We start from the raw sequence: 16,055 nt of genomic DNA on the forward strand, positions 1-16,055 counted from the left end.
TATGAAGAAATTAACCACATTTACCTTGTTGATGGTCTCGTTTTTTGCGACCGCTCAGCAGGAAACAATCGATCAGAAAGTAAATGCCCTACTGAAGAAGATGACTATTGAAGAAAAAATTGGTCAGCTTAACCAATATACCGGAGATAATTCAGCAACAGGGCCAATTACAATTAATCCAAACAAACAAGCTGAAATTAAGGCAGGTTTAGTGGGTTCGATGTTGAACATCATCGGAACAAAATATACAAGGCAGTATCAGGAATTAGCGATGCAATCCCGTCTAAAAATTCCGTTGTTGTTTGGTCAGGACGTTATTCACGGTTACAAAACTACATTCCCAATTCCGTTAGCCGAGGCTGCAAGCTGGGATTTAGCGGCAATTGAATTGGCTGCCAGAGTTGCTGCTACGGAAGCCTCTGCAAGTGGTATTCACTGGACATTTGCTCCAATGGTTGATATCGGACGTGACCCGCGTTGGGGTCGTGTAATGGAAGGAGCCGGGGAAGATACTTACCTGGGATCTAAAATTGCATACGCAAGAGTAAAAGGTTTTCAGGGAAATAAACTAGGCGATTTAAACTCAGTTATGGCTTGCGTAAAACACTTCGCGGCGTATGGTGCTGCTGTTGGCGGAAGAGATTATAACTCAGTTGATATGAGCGAAAGAATGTTGTTTGAAACCTATTTACCTCCGTTTAAAGCGGCTTTAGATGCTGGTGCAGCAACTTTTATGAATTCATTTAATGATTTAAACGGAATTCCGGCAACTGCAAATGCGCATTTGCAACGTGATATTTTAAAAGGAAAATGGAACTTTCAGGGATTCGTAGTTTCGGATTGGGGCTCGATAGGAGAAATGGTAGCACACGGTTATTCAAAAGATCTTAAAGAAGCCGCTTATTCAGCAATTACTGCCGGAAGCGATATGGATATGGAAAGTAATGCCTACCGTTATAATTTAGCCGAATTGATTAAAGAAGGAAGAGTTTCTGTTGATTTGGTTGATGATGCTGTAAAACGTATTCTTCGTAAGAAATTTGAATTAGGTTTATTTGAGGATCCATACCGATATTCAGATGATAAAAGAGCTGAAAAAGCACTTAGCAATCCTGAAAACAGAAAAGCAGCACTTGAAGTAGCGGAGAAAAGTATTGTTTTATTAAAGAATGAAAACCAAACTTTACCACTTTCTAAAAGCGTAAAAACAATTGCATTTATAGGACCAATGGTAAAAGAATACAAAGCCAATATGGGATTTTGGTCAGTTGAATTACCAGATGTGAATTATGATAAATGGGTTGTTTCACAATGGGATGGTTTACAAAATAAAGTGGGTAAAAACACTAAATTGTTGTACGCAAAAGGTTGTGAAGTTGACGGAGACAATAAAGATGGTTTTGCTGAAGCGGTTGCAACTGCAAAACAAGCTGATGTTGTTATTTTGAGCATTGGCGAAAGACGCGACATGAGTGGTGAAGCAAAAAGTAGAAGTGACCTTCATTTACCAGGTGTTCAGGAAGATTTAGTAAAAGCGATTCAGGCAACTGGAAAACCAGTTGTAGTTTTGGTAAATGCTGGAAGACCTCTTATTTTTAACTGGACCGCTGATAACGTTCCGGCAATCGTTTATACTTGGTGGTTAGGAACTGAAGCAGGAACTGCAATCGCCAATGTTTTATTTGGAGATTATAATCCATCTGGAAAATTGCCTATGACTTTCCCAAGAGAAGTTGGTCAGGTGCCAATTTATTACAATCATTTCAGCACAGGAAGACCAGCTAAAGATGAAGATTCTAAAAATTATGTTTCAGCTTATATCGATTTAAAAAACTCGCCTAAATTTCCTTTCGGATATGGTTTGAGCTATACGAAATTTGATTATTCAGGTTTGAAATTATCTTCAACAAAAATTAAAAGTAATGAAACGATTAAAGTTTCTTTTCAATTATCAAATGTTGGAAAAGTTGCCGGAGAAGAAGTAGTGCAATTATATTTAAAAGATAAATTTGGATCTGTTGTAAGACCGGTTTTAGAATTGAGAGATTTTCAAAAAGTAAAATTGAATGCTGGAGAATCTAAAACAATTGAGTTTGCAATTGACAAAGAGAAACTTTCTTTCTACAATAATAAATTAGAATGGGTTGCTGAGCCGGGAGATTTTGAAGTAATGATTGGAGCTTCGTCAGCAGATATTAAACTAAAATCAGATTTTGAATTAGTACAGTAATATAGTATGTCAATTAAAATTGGCGTTATGGATTTTATAAAGGTTTTGAATTATTTCAAAACGGTATTTATAAAATCCATAGCGCCAATTCCTTTATAAGATGCATATAACGCTTTATCAAAAGCTTCGCGTTTTGCCTTTTTATCTTTTGCTTCAGTTTCAACAATCATTTGGTTGAAAATCTTTTCCTGTTGCTGACTGTATTTGATTGATTCTTCTAAAAGATAAGTTTTAGAAACAAACCCGAATGAAGTCCAGATTTTGGTTCTAATTTTTTCATTGATATTTTTTAACGGATTGGTATTCATATCTCTTGCATTAACTTTCTGATTTGTGATGAAACTAAAAATAGAATTATTCTTACTTTTGTGTTTCAATAATAACAAATGATTTAATTAATGTGTTATTATGACGCAATGTACTTATTTTTTTTATATTGCATTTTAATTTTAAGTTAAAATTGTGATCCATACACTTCTTTATTAACGTTTTATTTCTGTACTAATTCTTTTGAATTGGACCAAAAATGTTTTCGTTTTATCAAAATGAATTACATTGCAAGATAATTTGACACTGAAAAAGTGGTATTTAATTGAAAACGAATGCTAAAAGACATTATAGAGAATAATGAAAATTATCAGCCCGGACTGTCAATCGACTGTGTTATTTTTGGCTTTCATGACAATCAGCTTAAGGTTCTTTTGATTAAAATTCCGCATCGTGAAACGTGGTCTTTGCCTGGTGGATTTATTCCGGTAGATCAGGATATTGATGTGGCAGCTGTTACCGTTTTAAATGAAAGAACAGGTGTAGAAGGTATTTTTTTAAGGCAATTTGCTACTTTTGGAAAAGTAAAACGTAACGACCAGCACTTTGATAAAAAGATATTGGAGTATTTAAAAATTGAAGAAGAAAAAGGTAAGTGGCTGATGCGTCGTTTTGTTACGATTGGCTATTATGCATTAGTGGATTTTCTAAAAACTATTCCAAAACCAGCTAATAAAGACGAAGTAATAGAATGGATTGATCATAAAGAAGTTCCAGAATTAATTTTAGATCACAAAGAAATTCTTGATAAAGCATTGGACACTTTGAGAACAGAATTGAATTTAATGCCGATTGGATATAATTTACTGCCCGAGAAATTTACGATTCCAGAGCTTCAAAAATTATACGAAACGATTTTAGATAAAAAATTAGACCGGAGAAACTTTCTTAGAAAAATAACTAACATCGGAATTCTTAATAAGCTTGACGAGAAGAAAAGCAACGTAGCACACAAAGCACCAAATTTATATTCTTTTGATAAAGAAAAATATGATGAGGTCTTAAAAAATGGATTAAATCAAGGTTGGTAATTGAGACCTAACAGGTTTTTAAAACCTGTTAGGTCTGTTAAAAGACTATACTATGATAGCAATTGAAGCATTTAGAAAATTAGCCATGTCATTTCCGAATGCAACAGAAGAGCCACATTTCGAGAAAACTTCTTTTCGTGTCAATAAGAAAATCTTCGGTACTTTTGATGAAAAGAATAACAGAGCGGTTTTAAAATTAAACGAAATCGACCAATCTGTTTTTTGTGCTTCAAGTGAAAAGATTTTTTATCCAATTCCAAATAAATGGGGAAAACAAGGATGGACAATTGTCGAACTTTCAAAAGTAAGACCCGAAATGTTTGAAGACGCTTTGATACGATCTTATGAAAATGTAATTTCAAAAAAGAAATAATTTTTATCTCACAATCGTTCTAAAAGTCAAATTTACTCTCGGTTTTGAAGTTGTTTTGGTTGGAGGCAAACGATGTAACCAATACGTTTGTGTTTCATCTTTCATTACTAATAAACTTCCGTGTTCCAGAATTAAGGAAACAACTTCTTTGGTTTCTTTATGTTTGAAACCAAATTTACGTTCCGCTCCAAAACTGACAGAGCCAATTGCGCCATTCTTTTTTAAATCTTTTTCGGCGTCGCTGTGCCAGGCCATTCCTTCCTCTCCCGAATGATATAAATTAAGGAGACAGGAGTTGAATGTTTCACCTGTTTTTTCTTCAATAATGGCTTTTAATTTCAAAAGCTCTTTTGTCCACGGAAGTGCTTTTTTTGTTGTATTCGAATAGGTATATTCAAAACCAGAATCACCGTACCAGGCTACTTTGCGTTTGGTTAAGATTAATTTTCCGAAGATAATCGCTTCGTCATTTTTCCATTCAATTGTGTTCAAAAGAATATCTAAATAATGGTTTGAATCTTCACGAGAAAATAATTTTCCGTAATAATTCACCGTTCCATCTTTCGGAAGCAGGTTTGTATTTTCGTCTGTATGTGGATCAAATAAGTCCATTTTTCCAGTTTTGATATTCGGTTTTCATGCAATGTCCGCAAGGCCTGAAACCATTTTCTTTAGCTTCATTTTCAGATAAAAAGAAAACCCGATTTTCGTGTTTCATTCTTTTTCCGGAAGCGCATTTTAATGTTCCGTAAATTTTTAGTTTTCGGTTTCCACCGAAGCAAATTTCCGCATTTTTAATTTTATTTCTAAGATCGGAATCAAGAATTTTGTTGTGTTGTATCATTTGTTTTTTTAGGTTCAAAGGTTCAAAGATGCAGAGGTACAAAGGCGCAAAGATGCCAGCTTATAAGGAAACCTCTGAACCTTTGTACCTCTGCATCTTTGAACCTTAAGATAACGCATCATGAAATATAATTCCCAATGTATGTCGTTCACCGGAATGAATCTCACTAACACCATGTTTCATATTCACACGATAATATCCTTTTGTGCCTTTTACCGGTCTGAAATTGGTTGTAAAAACCAAAACATCACCTTTTTTAGGTTTCAAAACAATCGCTTTTGATTGCGCTCTGGGCGTTTGTTGTGTTAAGACAAATTCGCCTCCCGTAAAATCTTCATCGGGTTCGTTTAGGAAAAGAACTATTTGAATAGGAAAATAAACATCTCCATATAGATCCTGATGCAGAGTATTAAAACCGCTTTTACCATATTTTAAAATTAAAACAGTTGCTTTTAGTTGATTATTAGCGTGACATTGTTCGAGCAATTTTTCATGTGTTTCCGGAAAAAAGGTGTTGATATTTAGCACTTTCATCCAGGCGTTTGCAATTGGAGCCAGCTTTGGATAAATGGTCGAGCGAATGCTTTGAATCAAATCCGGAAGTGGATAATTAAAGTATTTATATTCACCTAAACCAAAACGGTATCGCTCCATAACAACTGTTTTTCGGTATAAATTTGGATTATCATAATCGAATTTTAAATCTTCGCATTCTTCGGTAGTAAGTAAATTTGGAATGATTGCAAAGCCATTTTCGTGCATAGATTCGGTGATGCTTTCCCAATCTTGGGAAGCAATTTTTGATTGTATATTTTGCATGGAATTGTTTTTTGTAGAGGCGCACAGCAGTGCGTCTTCGTTCTGTGATTTTAAATTTCTGAGTCAGATTGTGCGCCTTCCCAGCCAATAATAGCCGTTTTACGCGTGTTTCCCCACATATAACCACCAAAGGTTCCAGTTGATTGAATTACGCGGTGACACGGAATTAAAAATGCTACAGGATTGCTCCCAATTGCTGTTCCGACAGCTCTTGAAGCATTCGGTTTTTCAATTTGATGCGCTATGGAACCGTAAGTTGAAAGTTGTCCCATTGGGATTTTTAGCAACGTTTCCCAAACTTTCAATTGGAAATCAGTTCCTTTTAAATGCAGTTTAATTTCAGATAACTTGCTCCAGTCGTTCTGGAAAATAAATAAGGCATTTTGTTGTACTAAATCCAGTTTTCGGGAGAAGTTTGCGTTTGGAAATTTATGTTTTAAATCGTGAAATCCGATTTCTTCGTTTTCGGCGAAAGCCATAAAACAAATGCCTTTTTGCGTCGAAGCGACAATGATATTCCCAAACGGACTTTCGGCAAAGCTGAAATTGATTTCCAGATTCTTTCCGCCATTTTTGTATTCGGCTGGCGTCATTCCTTCGATGTTTACGAATAAATCATGAAGACGACTCGTTCCGGAAAGTCCGGTATCGAAAGCAGCATCAAATAATGTTGCCTGATTGTCTTCTTTCAGAATTTTTTTAGCATGTTCGACACTGATGTATTGCAAAAACTTCTTCGGACTTGTGCCGGCCCATTCCGTAAACAAACGCTGAAAATGAAACGGACTCAAATGCACTTTTTCGGCAACCTCATCAAGATTGGGTTGCGCTTTAAAATTGGCTTTGATATAATCAATCGCATCGGCGATTCTATTATAATTGATGTTTTCCTGTGTGTTCATTTCTTTCAATTTTATAATGCAAATATCGACCGGCTTTTGCAGTCATAAAATCCGAAACTTGCTGCGTTTTTTTAAACCGCAAAGTGCGCTAAGATTTACGCAAAGATCGCAATGTTTTTAATCTCGCAAAGACGCGAAGTCGCAAAGATTTACTTTTTAAGTTTGCTTATCTTTATGGAATTACTTTGCGATCCTTCGACTTCGCTCAGGATGACAATAGCAAGAAAAATCTTTGCGACTTCGCGTCTTTGCGAGATTATATTGTTCGTTATAATTCTTTTTCCATTTTGTAATTTATAATCTCAACGCCTTTTACTATGTTTTTTTGTTCCACTTTTACAACAAATCCTTTCTTTTCGAAAAATGGTTTTGCGGTTATGCTTACATCAGAAGTTATGCTTTCTGAATGATGATTTCTAGCTTCAAACTCTAATTTATTTAGGGTTTTATGAGCAATTCCTTGTCTTTGATAATCTTTGTGAACGTAGAAAAAATCAATATAATTGTTGTCTTTCAAAGTTGCGAAACCAGTAATTTTATTTTCGAAAAAGGCTAATAAAATAAACTGCGTTTCGATCACCTCAATCCAGCGTTTTTTGTTTTTTACACCGGAAATCCACGCCTTAATTTGGTCGGGATTATAATCGTTTTTGCAAACAGATTGAATCGTTTGGACAAATAGTTCCTGCATTTCATTTAAATCTGAAATAGTTGCATTTCTGAAAGTTATTTCCATAAAATCAGAAATTTAATGAGCGGTAGTTTTAGAGAAAACATTGATTACTACAACGCCAATCATAATTAAAACCAATCCAATAATGGCTGGTAAATCGGGTATTTGCTTAAAGAAAACCGCACCAATAATAGTAATCAAAACAATTCCGACGCCTGACCAGATGGCGTAAGCAATTCCAACCGGAATGGTTCTGATTGCAAAACTTAAAAAGTAAAATGCAGCAAAATAGCCTATAATTGTAATAATGCTGGGAATAAGCTGCGTAAATTGTTCTGATCTTTTTAAGGCAGAAGTAGCAATGATTTCAAATAGTATGGCAATTCCTAAAAAGAAGAAGTTTTTCATATTTCACGTTTTTACAAAGTTAAGCTTTGTTTTTGAGTGAGATCTAAAAGAATTATTTAAGATTATCTTTTGACATGGAAACGCTTATTAATTGATAACCATTTTCTGTTCTTAAAAACTCGAAATGATCCTGACCAAAATCCTCACTGTCTTTTGAGGTTATTACTATGTTCATAACGGGATATTGCCACTCTTTAGATTCATTGCAATTGTTAAAATAGTTTTCATATTCTCCTTCTTTGAATATAAATTGATTTAAACCATCAGCAGAAATAAAGTAATCCGTTTTTTCAGAATTTAATTCTTGTAGTTTTAATTTTAAAAGATTGTAATTCTGTTCGGTAAATTTAGTTTTTGATTCATTGATCCATCCGTTTGGGTTTTTCCAATAAGTGATTTGCTCAAAGGAATGTTTCAGTAAATTTTCTTTGGACAGATCTGAAAGCAAAGTATTTTTGAGCCATAATTTAAATTCCTTATCATAATTAATAAAAGAATAATACTGGCCGTTAATTCCGCGAAAACTTTCTCTTACAGAATCTTTACTTGGTTCTTTTGATTTCTGTACAGAATAAAAATTCAGATCATAATCGTTTTCATATTCAAAGTTCTCTACTAAGACTTTATTGTTGATATCGATGAGAAATTTTTTTCCGCCAGTCCAGCCAAAATGTTCGTCGTCAAACTTTTTTTTGATTGCGCCTTTTAATGCGATTATCAGTTCGTTTCTGGCTTTTGTTAAATTGCTATATGCCGCTGGAATGACAATCTTTCCTTCGCTGTTGAACATTCCCATTTTATCGGTTTTTGGATCTCTAAAACGAATGAAACCTTCATTTTCGCAATCCGGTCCGTTATCAAAAATGTACAAACTGTCAAGGCCGACAATTTTTCCGGATTTGGTTAAGTAATAACTTTTCCAGCTATCCTTTTCATCTTCGCTTACGGCCATGATAGCATCAAATTTAAGGGCAGAAGTCATTCTCGTAAATTTTGGCGTTATTTTGATGTTGTCGTTTTTATCCTTAAATCCGATGTGTGTGGTGTCTTTGTCCCAAAATGAAATCCAGGTATCATTATTTTGAGCAAATACGGAACAGTTTATAAATAAAAACAGATTGAACAGTATAAATTGTTTCATGAAAAGTATTTGTGGTAAATATAAGAATAAGCTTTTGAAAAAAGAATGTCTGGCTTACTGGATGCTTTCCTGCTTTCCGTTTTGCGTGAGGGATAGGAGCAGGCAACCGAAGTAGCGCGGATAGCCCGACAGCATGCCGACAAGAGGGCGAATACGCGCAAAGTAATTTTGCCCTCTTGTCGGGATGGTGGCACGCCCTAATGATTTTGGATTTTAAAAAAAAATACTTTTAAAATTAACTACGGATTGAGTGATAATCCTACACTAAAAAACAATCGCACTTTATCAATGTTGTTTATCCATGACATATCAAAATGAATAGGCCCTAAAATAGACTGATAAGAAATCGCTGATCCGCCGGACAATATAAGGCTAGGTTCGATGTTTTCATCCCACTTTCCTTTTGGGCTAAATGCATGACCGATATAATCGTCAAAAGTGTCAAAACCTATACTAGCAATATTAAAGTGTGGAGTAAGGTAAATTTTTCCGGTTAGATTTATTTGAGAGCCGAGTCTAAGTCCCATATATTGCGTGACATTGACTTCGTCTTCATTTAGACCGGCAAATGAAAAACGATTGCTGCCAGAGCTTGGAATAATGCCTCCTAAAAAATATTTTGTAGCATAACCAAATCCTGAAAACGGAATTTGATCGTCTTTAAGTTTGTCCTGAAAAATAAAATAGGAATCAAATCCTATAATTCCTGTAATTTTCTTTTTTAAGAGTGTCCTCTTTTCAAAACTAAAACCAAATTTTGTGTAGCCATTTGTTGAACCGGAAATATTTATTAAATCAGGAGCAGAAAAAGAGGCGTCGACATCACTAAGGAATGATCGCGCTACATTTGCTTTTATAATGTTTCCGCTTGTCGCAAAAAATACCTTGTCCATATCATTATAGGAATAATGCATGTTGAATTCGATATTATTAGCTTTGTAGTTGTTTATATTGACGGAGTTTGGATTGTATTCCCGGTCATATTTTGGTTTTAGGTTAGAGTGGATATAGTTTAAGCCAAAACCTGCATAACTTTTCAGTGAATTTAAATTTTTGTTGACCTCGTTATTGATTTCAATAGCATTATAAAGTATGTTGTCTGATGCTTTGCCATTGATGTAAATTTCTTGTCGCAACAAGGCACCATAAGCTTCAGATATCCACCACCATTCTCTGTTTTGCCCGAAATTTTTCTGATAATTGATTCTTGCTTTGGGTTGCTCAGCAATATCTACTGTTACAAGAAGACGAGAGGCATCAGCAAGAACATTTCGGCCGGTGTAATTAAAAATGATTCCAACGCCTCGGTAAGTGTCATAATGTATTGAGGTGTTGAGCTGATTTTTGGCGCGTTCAAATCCAAACAATGTAATTCCTAATTTGTCTCCGTCTTTGATGAAATAGCTATAGGTTATCTGATCAAAAAGATTGGTACCCATGGCTCTGTTAATTCCGGCTATTAAATCTTTTGTAGTGTATTTTACATGTGTTTTAAGGTTTGCTCTTCCTAATACCAAAGGCATATTCTCAGGACTTATATTTTTATAAACAATTGTGTCCAGGACAAATTCTTTTGGCATATCAGGCAACGCGTGCGTGCGTTGCGGAAATGCTTTTAGTTTTTCTGATAATGCAATTAAAGCAGGAAGATTTTGATTTGTTGCTATTTTACCGTCTTTATAGATTTCGTCACTATCTGCAAAATCAGCGGTAGAGAAACGTAAGTTGGGTAAGTGATCGACTAATATTGAACAACGATCACGATTTGCAGGATTTTTAATATTGCTCGGAAACATACTGGTCTGCATCAATATTGTCATGACATTGTTCAGTTTGTCAATTGGTTCCAATCCACCACCTACATCACTTCCAATAATAATATCGGCGCCCATTTGTTGGGCAACATCAGTCGGGAAATTATTTAATACCCCTCCATCTACTAAAATTGATTTTTCGTAAGGCATTGGTTTGAAAATCGCAGGCAATGACATACTTGCACGCATAGCATAAGCTAAACTTCCTTTACTTAAAATGACTTCTTTTCCCTCAACCAAGTCGGTAGCCATAGCTCGAAAAGGTATTGGGAGACTGTCAAAATCTCTAACATTATAAACAGGAAAGGTTAATTCAGAAAGATATTCTCTTAGGTTTTGATCATTTAATAGAGAACCAATACTATTAAGTTTTCCATCTTTAACACCTATTCCAACTAAATATCTTTGAAATTCTCGTTTTTCTTCTGCACTTACAGATCGCAACGATTGGCCTCCGCCAAGGAGTTTATCCCAATATATATTTTTAGTGATTTTTTCGATACTGTCACCAGAATATCCCATGGCGTACAAACCTCCAATGATGCTTCCCATACTGTTTCCAACGATAAGATCAGGGACAATGTGTAAGGAATCGAGTTTTTGCAAAAGCGGAATATGGGCAACTCCTTTTGCTCCACCACCGCTTAATACTAATACGACTTTAGGTTTCTTTTCCTGAGAAAAAATGATTTGTGGGAGACTTAGTAAAAACAAGAAGACGATTAAATAAGTAGTTTTTTTCAAGCTTGTACTGTTTAAGTGTTTGAGAAATAGAACCTTATTTTAATTATTAAAAGTAAGTAGATATTTATAAACGTGCAATTTTTTGAGAGAATGTTTTTTTGAGTGGGTATAAAAACAATAAACCCTCACATTTCTGCAAGGGTTTATTTGTATTATTATTCTCCGTACCTTGTATATTTAGCTTCTTCAATCGCTTTTTCAAGATCTTCTACTTTTTTTGATTCTGATTTTACCTCTGCTTTTGACTCATTTACTTTATCCTGAGATTTAGCTATTTGTTGTTTTAATTTTTCAATTCTTTTTTGATGATCTGGATCATTACTTGTGTCTGGATCATTTTCAAGAGTTTTTAATTGCTCTTGTTCTTTTTTCAAGTCATCTTCCAAATCCCAGGCCATTCTTGCTAATTTTATTAGTTTTTGCTCTTCTCTTGCCAATTTAGCTTGTGCCTTTTCTATTTGGGTTAAAGTAGAAAGTGGCTTCATGGCTGGTAATTGTACTAACTGTGGTGGTTTTTCATCTCCAATTCCAAAAGGATGTCGAGGAGTAAATTGTATTTTAGAAGGATTAAAGCTTTGTGCATTTATATAAAGTGGTAATATCATGATTATTATTACAACAAGGCGTATTCTCATAATTTGGTTTTTGGTTTTCAAAAATAAGCTTATATTTTAAAATGAATTAAAGAAAATAGTAATTTATTGGTTTTTAATTGCCGTTTGCGTGAGGGATAGGAAAGGTTACCGAAGTAACCCGGATAGCCCGACGGCATGCTGGTAAGAGGGCGAATACGCGCAAAGTAATTTTGCCCTCTTACCGGTATGGTGGCACGCCCTTATTATTTTAAATTTTAGACTTCTGATTTTAGATTAAAAAACAAAACCCGACAGATTTTTAAAATCTATCGGGTTTGAAATATGTATTAAAGAGATTCAGATTTAGAATCTAAAATCTAAATTCAGAAATCTAAAATTTACTAGTATCTGTAGTACTCTGGTTTGAATGGACCTTCAACCGGAACACCAATATAAGCAGCCTGATCGTCACGTAAAGTTTCCAATTCAACTCCTAATTTAGCTAAGTGTAAAGCAGCAACTTTTTCATCTAAATGTTTAGGTAACATGTAAACGTCATTGTTGTAAGCAGCGCTGTTTTTCCATAATTCGATTTGAGCCAAAGTTTGGTTTGTAAATGAGTTACTCATTACAAAACTTGGGTGACCTGTAGCACAACCAAGGTTTACTAAACGACCTTCAGCCAAGATGATGATATCTTTTCCAGCGATTGTATATTTGTCAACCTGAGGTTTGATTTCGATTTTAGATGCACCGTGGTTTTTGTTCAACCAAGCCATATCAATTTCGTTATCAAAGTGTCCAATGTTACAAACAACAGTTTTGTCTTTCATTTGCTCGAAGTGCTCTCCAAGAACGATATCTTTATTTCCTGTAGTAGTAATGATAATATCAGCATTAGCAATAACAGTGTTTAATTTTTTAACTTCATAACCGTCCATTGCAGCTTGTAAAGCACAAATTGGATCGATTTCAGTAACAGTTACAATAGATCCTGCACCTCTGAAAGAAGCAGCAGTTCCTTTTCCAACATCACCGTATCCACAAACGATTACTCTTTTTCCAGCTAACATTAAGTCAGTTGCACGACGAACTGCATCTACAGCAGATTCTTTACAACCGTATTTGTTATCAAATTTAGATTTAGTAACAGAATCGTTAATGTTGATAGCAGGCATTGGTAAAGTTCCAGCTTTTACTCTTTCGTAAAGTCTGTGAACTCCAGTTGTAGTTTCTTCAGATAAACCTTTGATTCCAGGAACCAATTCTGGGAAACGGTCAATAACCATGTTTGTTAAATCTCCACCATCATCCAAAATCATGTTCAATGGTTTTCTGTCTTCACCAAAGAATAAAGTTTGCTCAATACACCAGTCAAATGATTGCTCATCAAGACCTTTCCATGCATAAACCTGAATTCCTGCAGCAGCAATAGCAGCAGCAGCCTGATCCTGAGTAGAGAAAATATTACAAGAAGACCAAGTAACTTCAGCACCAAGAGCAATTAAAGTTTCGATCAAAACAGCAGTTTGAATCGTCATGTGCAAACATCCAGCGATACGAGCACCTGCAAGAGGTTGTTCGTCTTTGTATTCAGCACGAAGTGCCATTAAACCTGGCATTTCAGCTTCAGCTAGTTCAATTTCTTTTCTTCCCCAAGCCGCTAGAGAAATGTCTTTTACTTTGAAAGCCACATAAGGCGTAGTTGTAGTACTCATTTATAGTGTATATTTGTATATTGTAAAATTTTTGCAAATTTACGGAATACCTTTGGAATTTTTACTATTTCTGTCAGATTTGTGAAATGTTTAATTTCTTAATCTTTAGAACATTAGTTTATGAATTGGTTTTCACCATATAAGTGATATAAGGTCATTTAAAAAAGATTCTTCATTACTACTTTTTAAATTCCGAATTACTTAAATTTACTAAAGACATTTTTTAGACCCTAAAATTATATTTACTTATATGACTTATATGGTTTAAAAAATTAAACCCCATAAAACATAAGAGAACGAATGCCTTTATTTAAAACCATACAGTGTAACAAAACGACCAAACTTTTAATTTGGGAAATAACCGAATCTTTCGAAGAGTTATTAAGCAAAGTAGTTTTGAAAGAAAAAACACAGTTGAGGTTAAACGGAATGAAATCTCAGTTGCATCAGCGTGCTTTTTTAAGCGTTCGTATGCTGATTCAGGAAATGGGTTTTACCGATAAAGATTTACATTATGATGAATTCGGGAAACCTTATTTTGATTGTCATAATTATATTTCAATTACACATTCCTATCATTTTGCAGCCATTATCATTAGTCACGAAACGGTTGGAATTGACATGGAATTACAGCGCGAAAAAATCCGTAAAATCGCTGATAAATTTGTTGATACCGAATTTGAATATTTAAATCCGAATGTTTCTGAAGAATACATCAAGAAACTTACTGTAATCTGGGGAGCAAAAGAAGCAATCTTTAAAATCAGAAACGAAAAAGGAATCAGCTTTAAAGATCATATTAGAGTTGGCGATTTTTCTTTGGATAAAGAACAAACTGTCTCAAGCCTTCATTTTGATGATTTGGTAAAAGATTTTGATGTTCATTATGAAGAAATCAAGTCTGATAATTTTGAAGGGAAATTTACTTTGGTTTATGCTTTTGAGAAATAATTTCAATAAATCCCAAATTCCAAACTCTGCGGATTTGTGTGAGGCACAATCTTGTCATTTCAATGACAAAAACTAAATCTCACTTCCTTTTTTACGGTGCTCAAACATACTCATATATAAAAATGTACTCATTTTTCGGGCGCGGCGTTTAAGGGTATCTACATTTTCTCCTTCAAAATATTCGTCTAAAGTCTGAAACCAATAGTTAAGCCAGATTCCGAATTCATTCGAAGTGATTTTGCCATCAAAACGAGCATCAACTTCATTGTGCACGGCATTAGGATTGCCTTTGTATTTTTTGACTGCAAATAAATTGGTTTCCCAAAAATCAGTCAGTTTTTCGAGATGTGCGTCCCAGTCTTTAATCATAGTATTAAAATAAAAACCAATTTCTTCATCGGCTCTTATTTTAGCATAGAACTGATGTACTAAAAATTCGACATCAGTTCTATTTTCTATTTGCTTTTTCATAGTACAAAACTATTCAGAAATATTAGGAAAACACTTAATAGAGCACTTAAAATAATAAGGTTGAAAACTACTTTATGTTTCATTTGCGCCAAGATTGAAGTATTAGCAAAAACACAAGCCAATACAATAATAGCCAGTTGAATCATTTGTCCAATAGAAGTTCCGTGTGAAAGAATATACATCGCAGCGGCACCGCCTAAACAGCTTTGACCAATTACAGCCATTGCTGCTGAACCCATATAATTTTTATTAAAATTTTCGAATGTTGTTTGATATAGTGTCATGATATTGAGATTTTTATACTACAAAGGTACAGGCACAATACATCTTCATTTTATGACTTTAATCATAAAACAGCAACTATTTTATCTGTATACTTTTCTGTTTATAATCTTCAACAGACCCTTTTTCTCTAAAGCTTTTATGGTTCTGATTACGGTTTCAACACGTAAACCGGTTAAGTCTCCAATTTGTTGTCTGGTGAAATTGATGAGGTAACCGTTGACATCTTTCTTGAAATTAAAATAGGCGATTCCGTGGTCAATTAATTTCAAAACACGATGTTCGGGTTCCTGAGTAGACATTTCTGCCGCCATAACCGATTTGTAATACAAGCGCTGTGCTAAATTCTCTATTATTTTAAGGCTTATTGACGGATTTTCTTTCAGTAGTTTCAGGAAATTGCTTTTAGGAAGAAGAAGAATTTCTGAATTGTCAACCGCAATAGCATTTGCCGGATAATTTTGATTTAAAAATAGGGGAGGTTCACCAAAAGATTGTTCTTTATAAAAAATTCCCTGAATGAATTCGCGGCCATCGTCATTATAATTGCTCATTTTTACCTCTCCGAAAAGAATCTGATAATAATGAGTTGGCAAATTCCCTTCTTCAAAAATAATTTCATTTTTGTCGAAAGACTTCTTTAAGGCGCCATATTTTTCTAACAATTCAGGAGCAATCATGCTTTCATTTATTTAGTTGTCAAAAGCTATTGTACAAATATAATTCATTCAAAATAGTTCTTCTGCATTAAA

The 16,055-nt window shown here is 34.4% G+C and carries 18 protein-coding genes; 4 read left to right on the top strand and 14 right to left on the bottom strand.

What is annotated here, in order from left to right; translation table 11 throughout:
* The first annotated feature begins 1 nt into the window (after window position 1).
* The gene (locus IRZ99_RS17865; RefSeq protein ID WP_194658542.1) at window positions 2-2,230 is read left to right on the top strand and encodes a glycoside hydrolase family 3 N-terminal domain-containing protein; all 2,229 of its coding nucleotides are present in this window, start codon (window positions 2-4) and stop codon (window positions 2,228-2,230) included.
* Window positions 2,231-2,280: 50 nt separating this feature from the next.
* Here IRZ99_RS17865 and IRZ99_RS17870 read toward each other — a convergent pair whose 3' ends face one another.
* Window positions 2,281-2,607 carry a hypothetical protein gene (locus IRZ99_RS17870; protein WP_228519118.1) on the bottom strand — a complete coding sequence of 109 codons (327 nt, stop codon included), beginning with the start codon at window positions 2,605-2,607 and terminating at the stop codon, window positions 2,281-2,283.
* A gap of 225 nt (window positions 2,608-2,832) precedes the next feature.
* Between IRZ99_RS17870 and IRZ99_RS17875 the strand changes: the two genes are divergently transcribed.
* Window positions 2,833-3,588 carry an NUDIX domain-containing protein gene (locus IRZ99_RS17875; RefSeq protein WP_194658543.1) on the top strand — a complete coding sequence of 252 codons (756 nt, stop codon included), beginning with the start codon at window positions 2,833-2,835 and terminating at the stop codon, window positions 3,586-3,588.
* A 52-nt stretch (window positions 3,589-3,640) separates the two neighbouring features.
* Window positions 3,641-3,961 (top strand): MmcQ/YjbR family DNA-binding protein, encoded by a 321-nt coding sequence (locus tag IRZ99_RS17880; RefSeq protein WP_194658544.1) that lies wholly within the window; start codon window positions 3,641-3,643, stop codon window positions 3,959-3,961.
* A gap of 3 nt (window positions 3,962-3,964) precedes the next feature.
* On the opposite strand, the gene IRZ99_RS17885 is transcribed toward IRZ99_RS17880, so the two are convergent.
* The 10 genes from IRZ99_RS17885 to ahcY form a co-directional block, all read right to left on the bottom strand.
* Entirely contained in the window at window positions 3,965-4,573 is a 609-nt protein-coding gene (locus IRZ99_RS17885) for an alpha-ketoglutarate-dependent dioxygenase AlkB (RefSeq protein ID WP_194658545.1), read from the bottom strand.
* The gene (locus IRZ99_RS17890; protein WP_194658546.1) at window positions 4,560-4,805 is read right to left on the bottom strand and encodes an Ada metal-binding domain-containing protein; all 246 of its coding nucleotides are present in this window, start codon (window positions 4,803-4,805) and stop codon (window positions 4,560-4,562) included. Before IRZ99_RS17890 ends, IRZ99_RS17885 begins: the two co-directional genes overlap by 14 nt.
* A 105-nt stretch (window positions 4,806-4,910) precedes the next feature.
* Window positions 4,911-5,624 carry a 2OG-Fe(II) oxygenase gene (locus tag IRZ99_RS17895; RefSeq protein WP_194658547.1) on the bottom strand — a complete coding sequence of 238 codons (714 nt, stop codon included), beginning with the start codon at window positions 5,622-5,624 and terminating at the stop codon, window positions 4,911-4,913.
* A gap of 50 nt (window positions 5,625-5,674) precedes the next feature.
* Entirely contained in the window at window positions 5,675-6,526 is an 852-nt protein-coding gene (locus IRZ99_RS17900) for a methylated-DNA--[protein]-cysteine S-methyltransferase (protein ID WP_194658548.1), read from the bottom strand.
* A gap of 268 nt (window positions 6,527-6,794) precedes the next feature.
* Window positions 6,795-7,262 carry a GNAT family N-acetyltransferase gene (locus IRZ99_RS17905; protein ID WP_194658549.1) on the bottom strand — a complete coding sequence of 156 codons (468 nt, stop codon included), beginning with the start codon at window positions 7,260-7,262 and terminating at the stop codon, window positions 6,795-6,797.
* A 12-nt stretch (window positions 7,263-7,274) separates the two neighbouring features.
* Window positions 7,275-7,607 (bottom strand): multidrug efflux SMR transporter, encoded by a 333-nt coding sequence (locus IRZ99_RS17910; protein ID WP_194658550.1) that lies wholly within the window; start codon window positions 7,605-7,607, stop codon window positions 7,275-7,277.
* A 52-nt stretch (window positions 7,608-7,659) separates the two neighbouring features.
* On the bottom strand, window positions 7,660-8,748 hold the full coding sequence (locus tag IRZ99_RS17915) for a hypothetical protein (RefSeq protein WP_194658551.1): 1,089 nt from the start codon (window positions 8,746-8,748) through the stop codon (window positions 7,660-7,662).
* A gap of 239 nt (window positions 8,749-8,987) precedes the next feature.
* The gene (locus IRZ99_RS17920) at window positions 8,988-11,306 is read right to left on the bottom strand and encodes a patatin-like phospholipase family protein (RefSeq protein WP_194658552.1); all 2,319 of its coding nucleotides are present in this window, start codon (window positions 11,304-11,306) and stop codon (window positions 8,988-8,990) included.
* A gap of 155 nt (window positions 11,307-11,461) precedes the next feature.
* Window positions 11,462-11,941, bottom strand: a complete 480-nt coding sequence (locus IRZ99_RS17925; RefSeq protein ID WP_194658553.1) for a hypothetical protein — start codon at window positions 11,939-11,941, stop codon at window positions 11,462-11,464.
* A 341-nt stretch (window positions 11,942-12,282) separates the two neighbouring features.
* Entirely contained in the window at window positions 12,283-13,599 is a 1,317-nt protein-coding gene (gene ahcY, locus IRZ99_RS17930; RefSeq protein ID WP_026983772.1) for an adenosylhomocysteinase, read from the bottom strand.
* 300 nt (window positions 13,600-13,899) lie between these two features.
* Between ahcY and IRZ99_RS17935 the strand changes: the two genes are divergently transcribed.
* On the top strand, window positions 13,900-14,550 hold the full coding sequence (locus IRZ99_RS17935) for a 4'-phosphopantetheinyl transferase superfamily protein (RefSeq protein ID WP_194658554.1): 651 nt from the start codon (window positions 13,900-13,902) through the stop codon (window positions 14,548-14,550).
* 72 nt (window positions 14,551-14,622) lie between these two features.
* Here the strand turns inward: IRZ99_RS17935 and IRZ99_RS17940 are convergent, their stop codons facing one another.
* The 3 genes from IRZ99_RS17940 to IRZ99_RS17950 form a co-directional block, all read right to left on the bottom strand.
* On the bottom strand, window positions 14,623-15,021 hold the full coding sequence (locus tag IRZ99_RS17940; RefSeq protein ID WP_194658555.1) for a group III truncated hemoglobin: 399 nt from the start codon (window positions 15,019-15,021) through the stop codon (window positions 14,623-14,625).
* Window positions 15,018-15,305, bottom strand: a complete 288-nt coding sequence (locus IRZ99_RS17945; RefSeq protein WP_194658556.1) for a hypothetical protein — start codon at window positions 15,303-15,305, stop codon at window positions 15,018-15,020. Before IRZ99_RS17945 ends, IRZ99_RS17940 begins: the two co-directional genes overlap by 4 nt.
* A gap of 81 nt (window positions 15,306-15,386) precedes the next feature.
* Window positions 15,387-15,983: a Crp/Fnr family transcriptional regulator gene (locus tag IRZ99_RS17950; protein WP_194658557.1), complete on the bottom strand. Its 597-nt coding sequence runs from the start codon at window positions 15,981-15,983 to the stop codon at window positions 15,387-15,389.
* Between the last annotated feature and the right edge of the window lie 72 nt (window positions 15,984-16,055).

The sequence above is a fragment of the Flavobacterium sp. LC2016-12 genome (assembly GCF_015351595.1).
Classification (GTDB): domain Bacteria; phylum Bacteroidota; class Bacteroidia; order Flavobacteriales; family Flavobacteriaceae; genus Flavobacterium.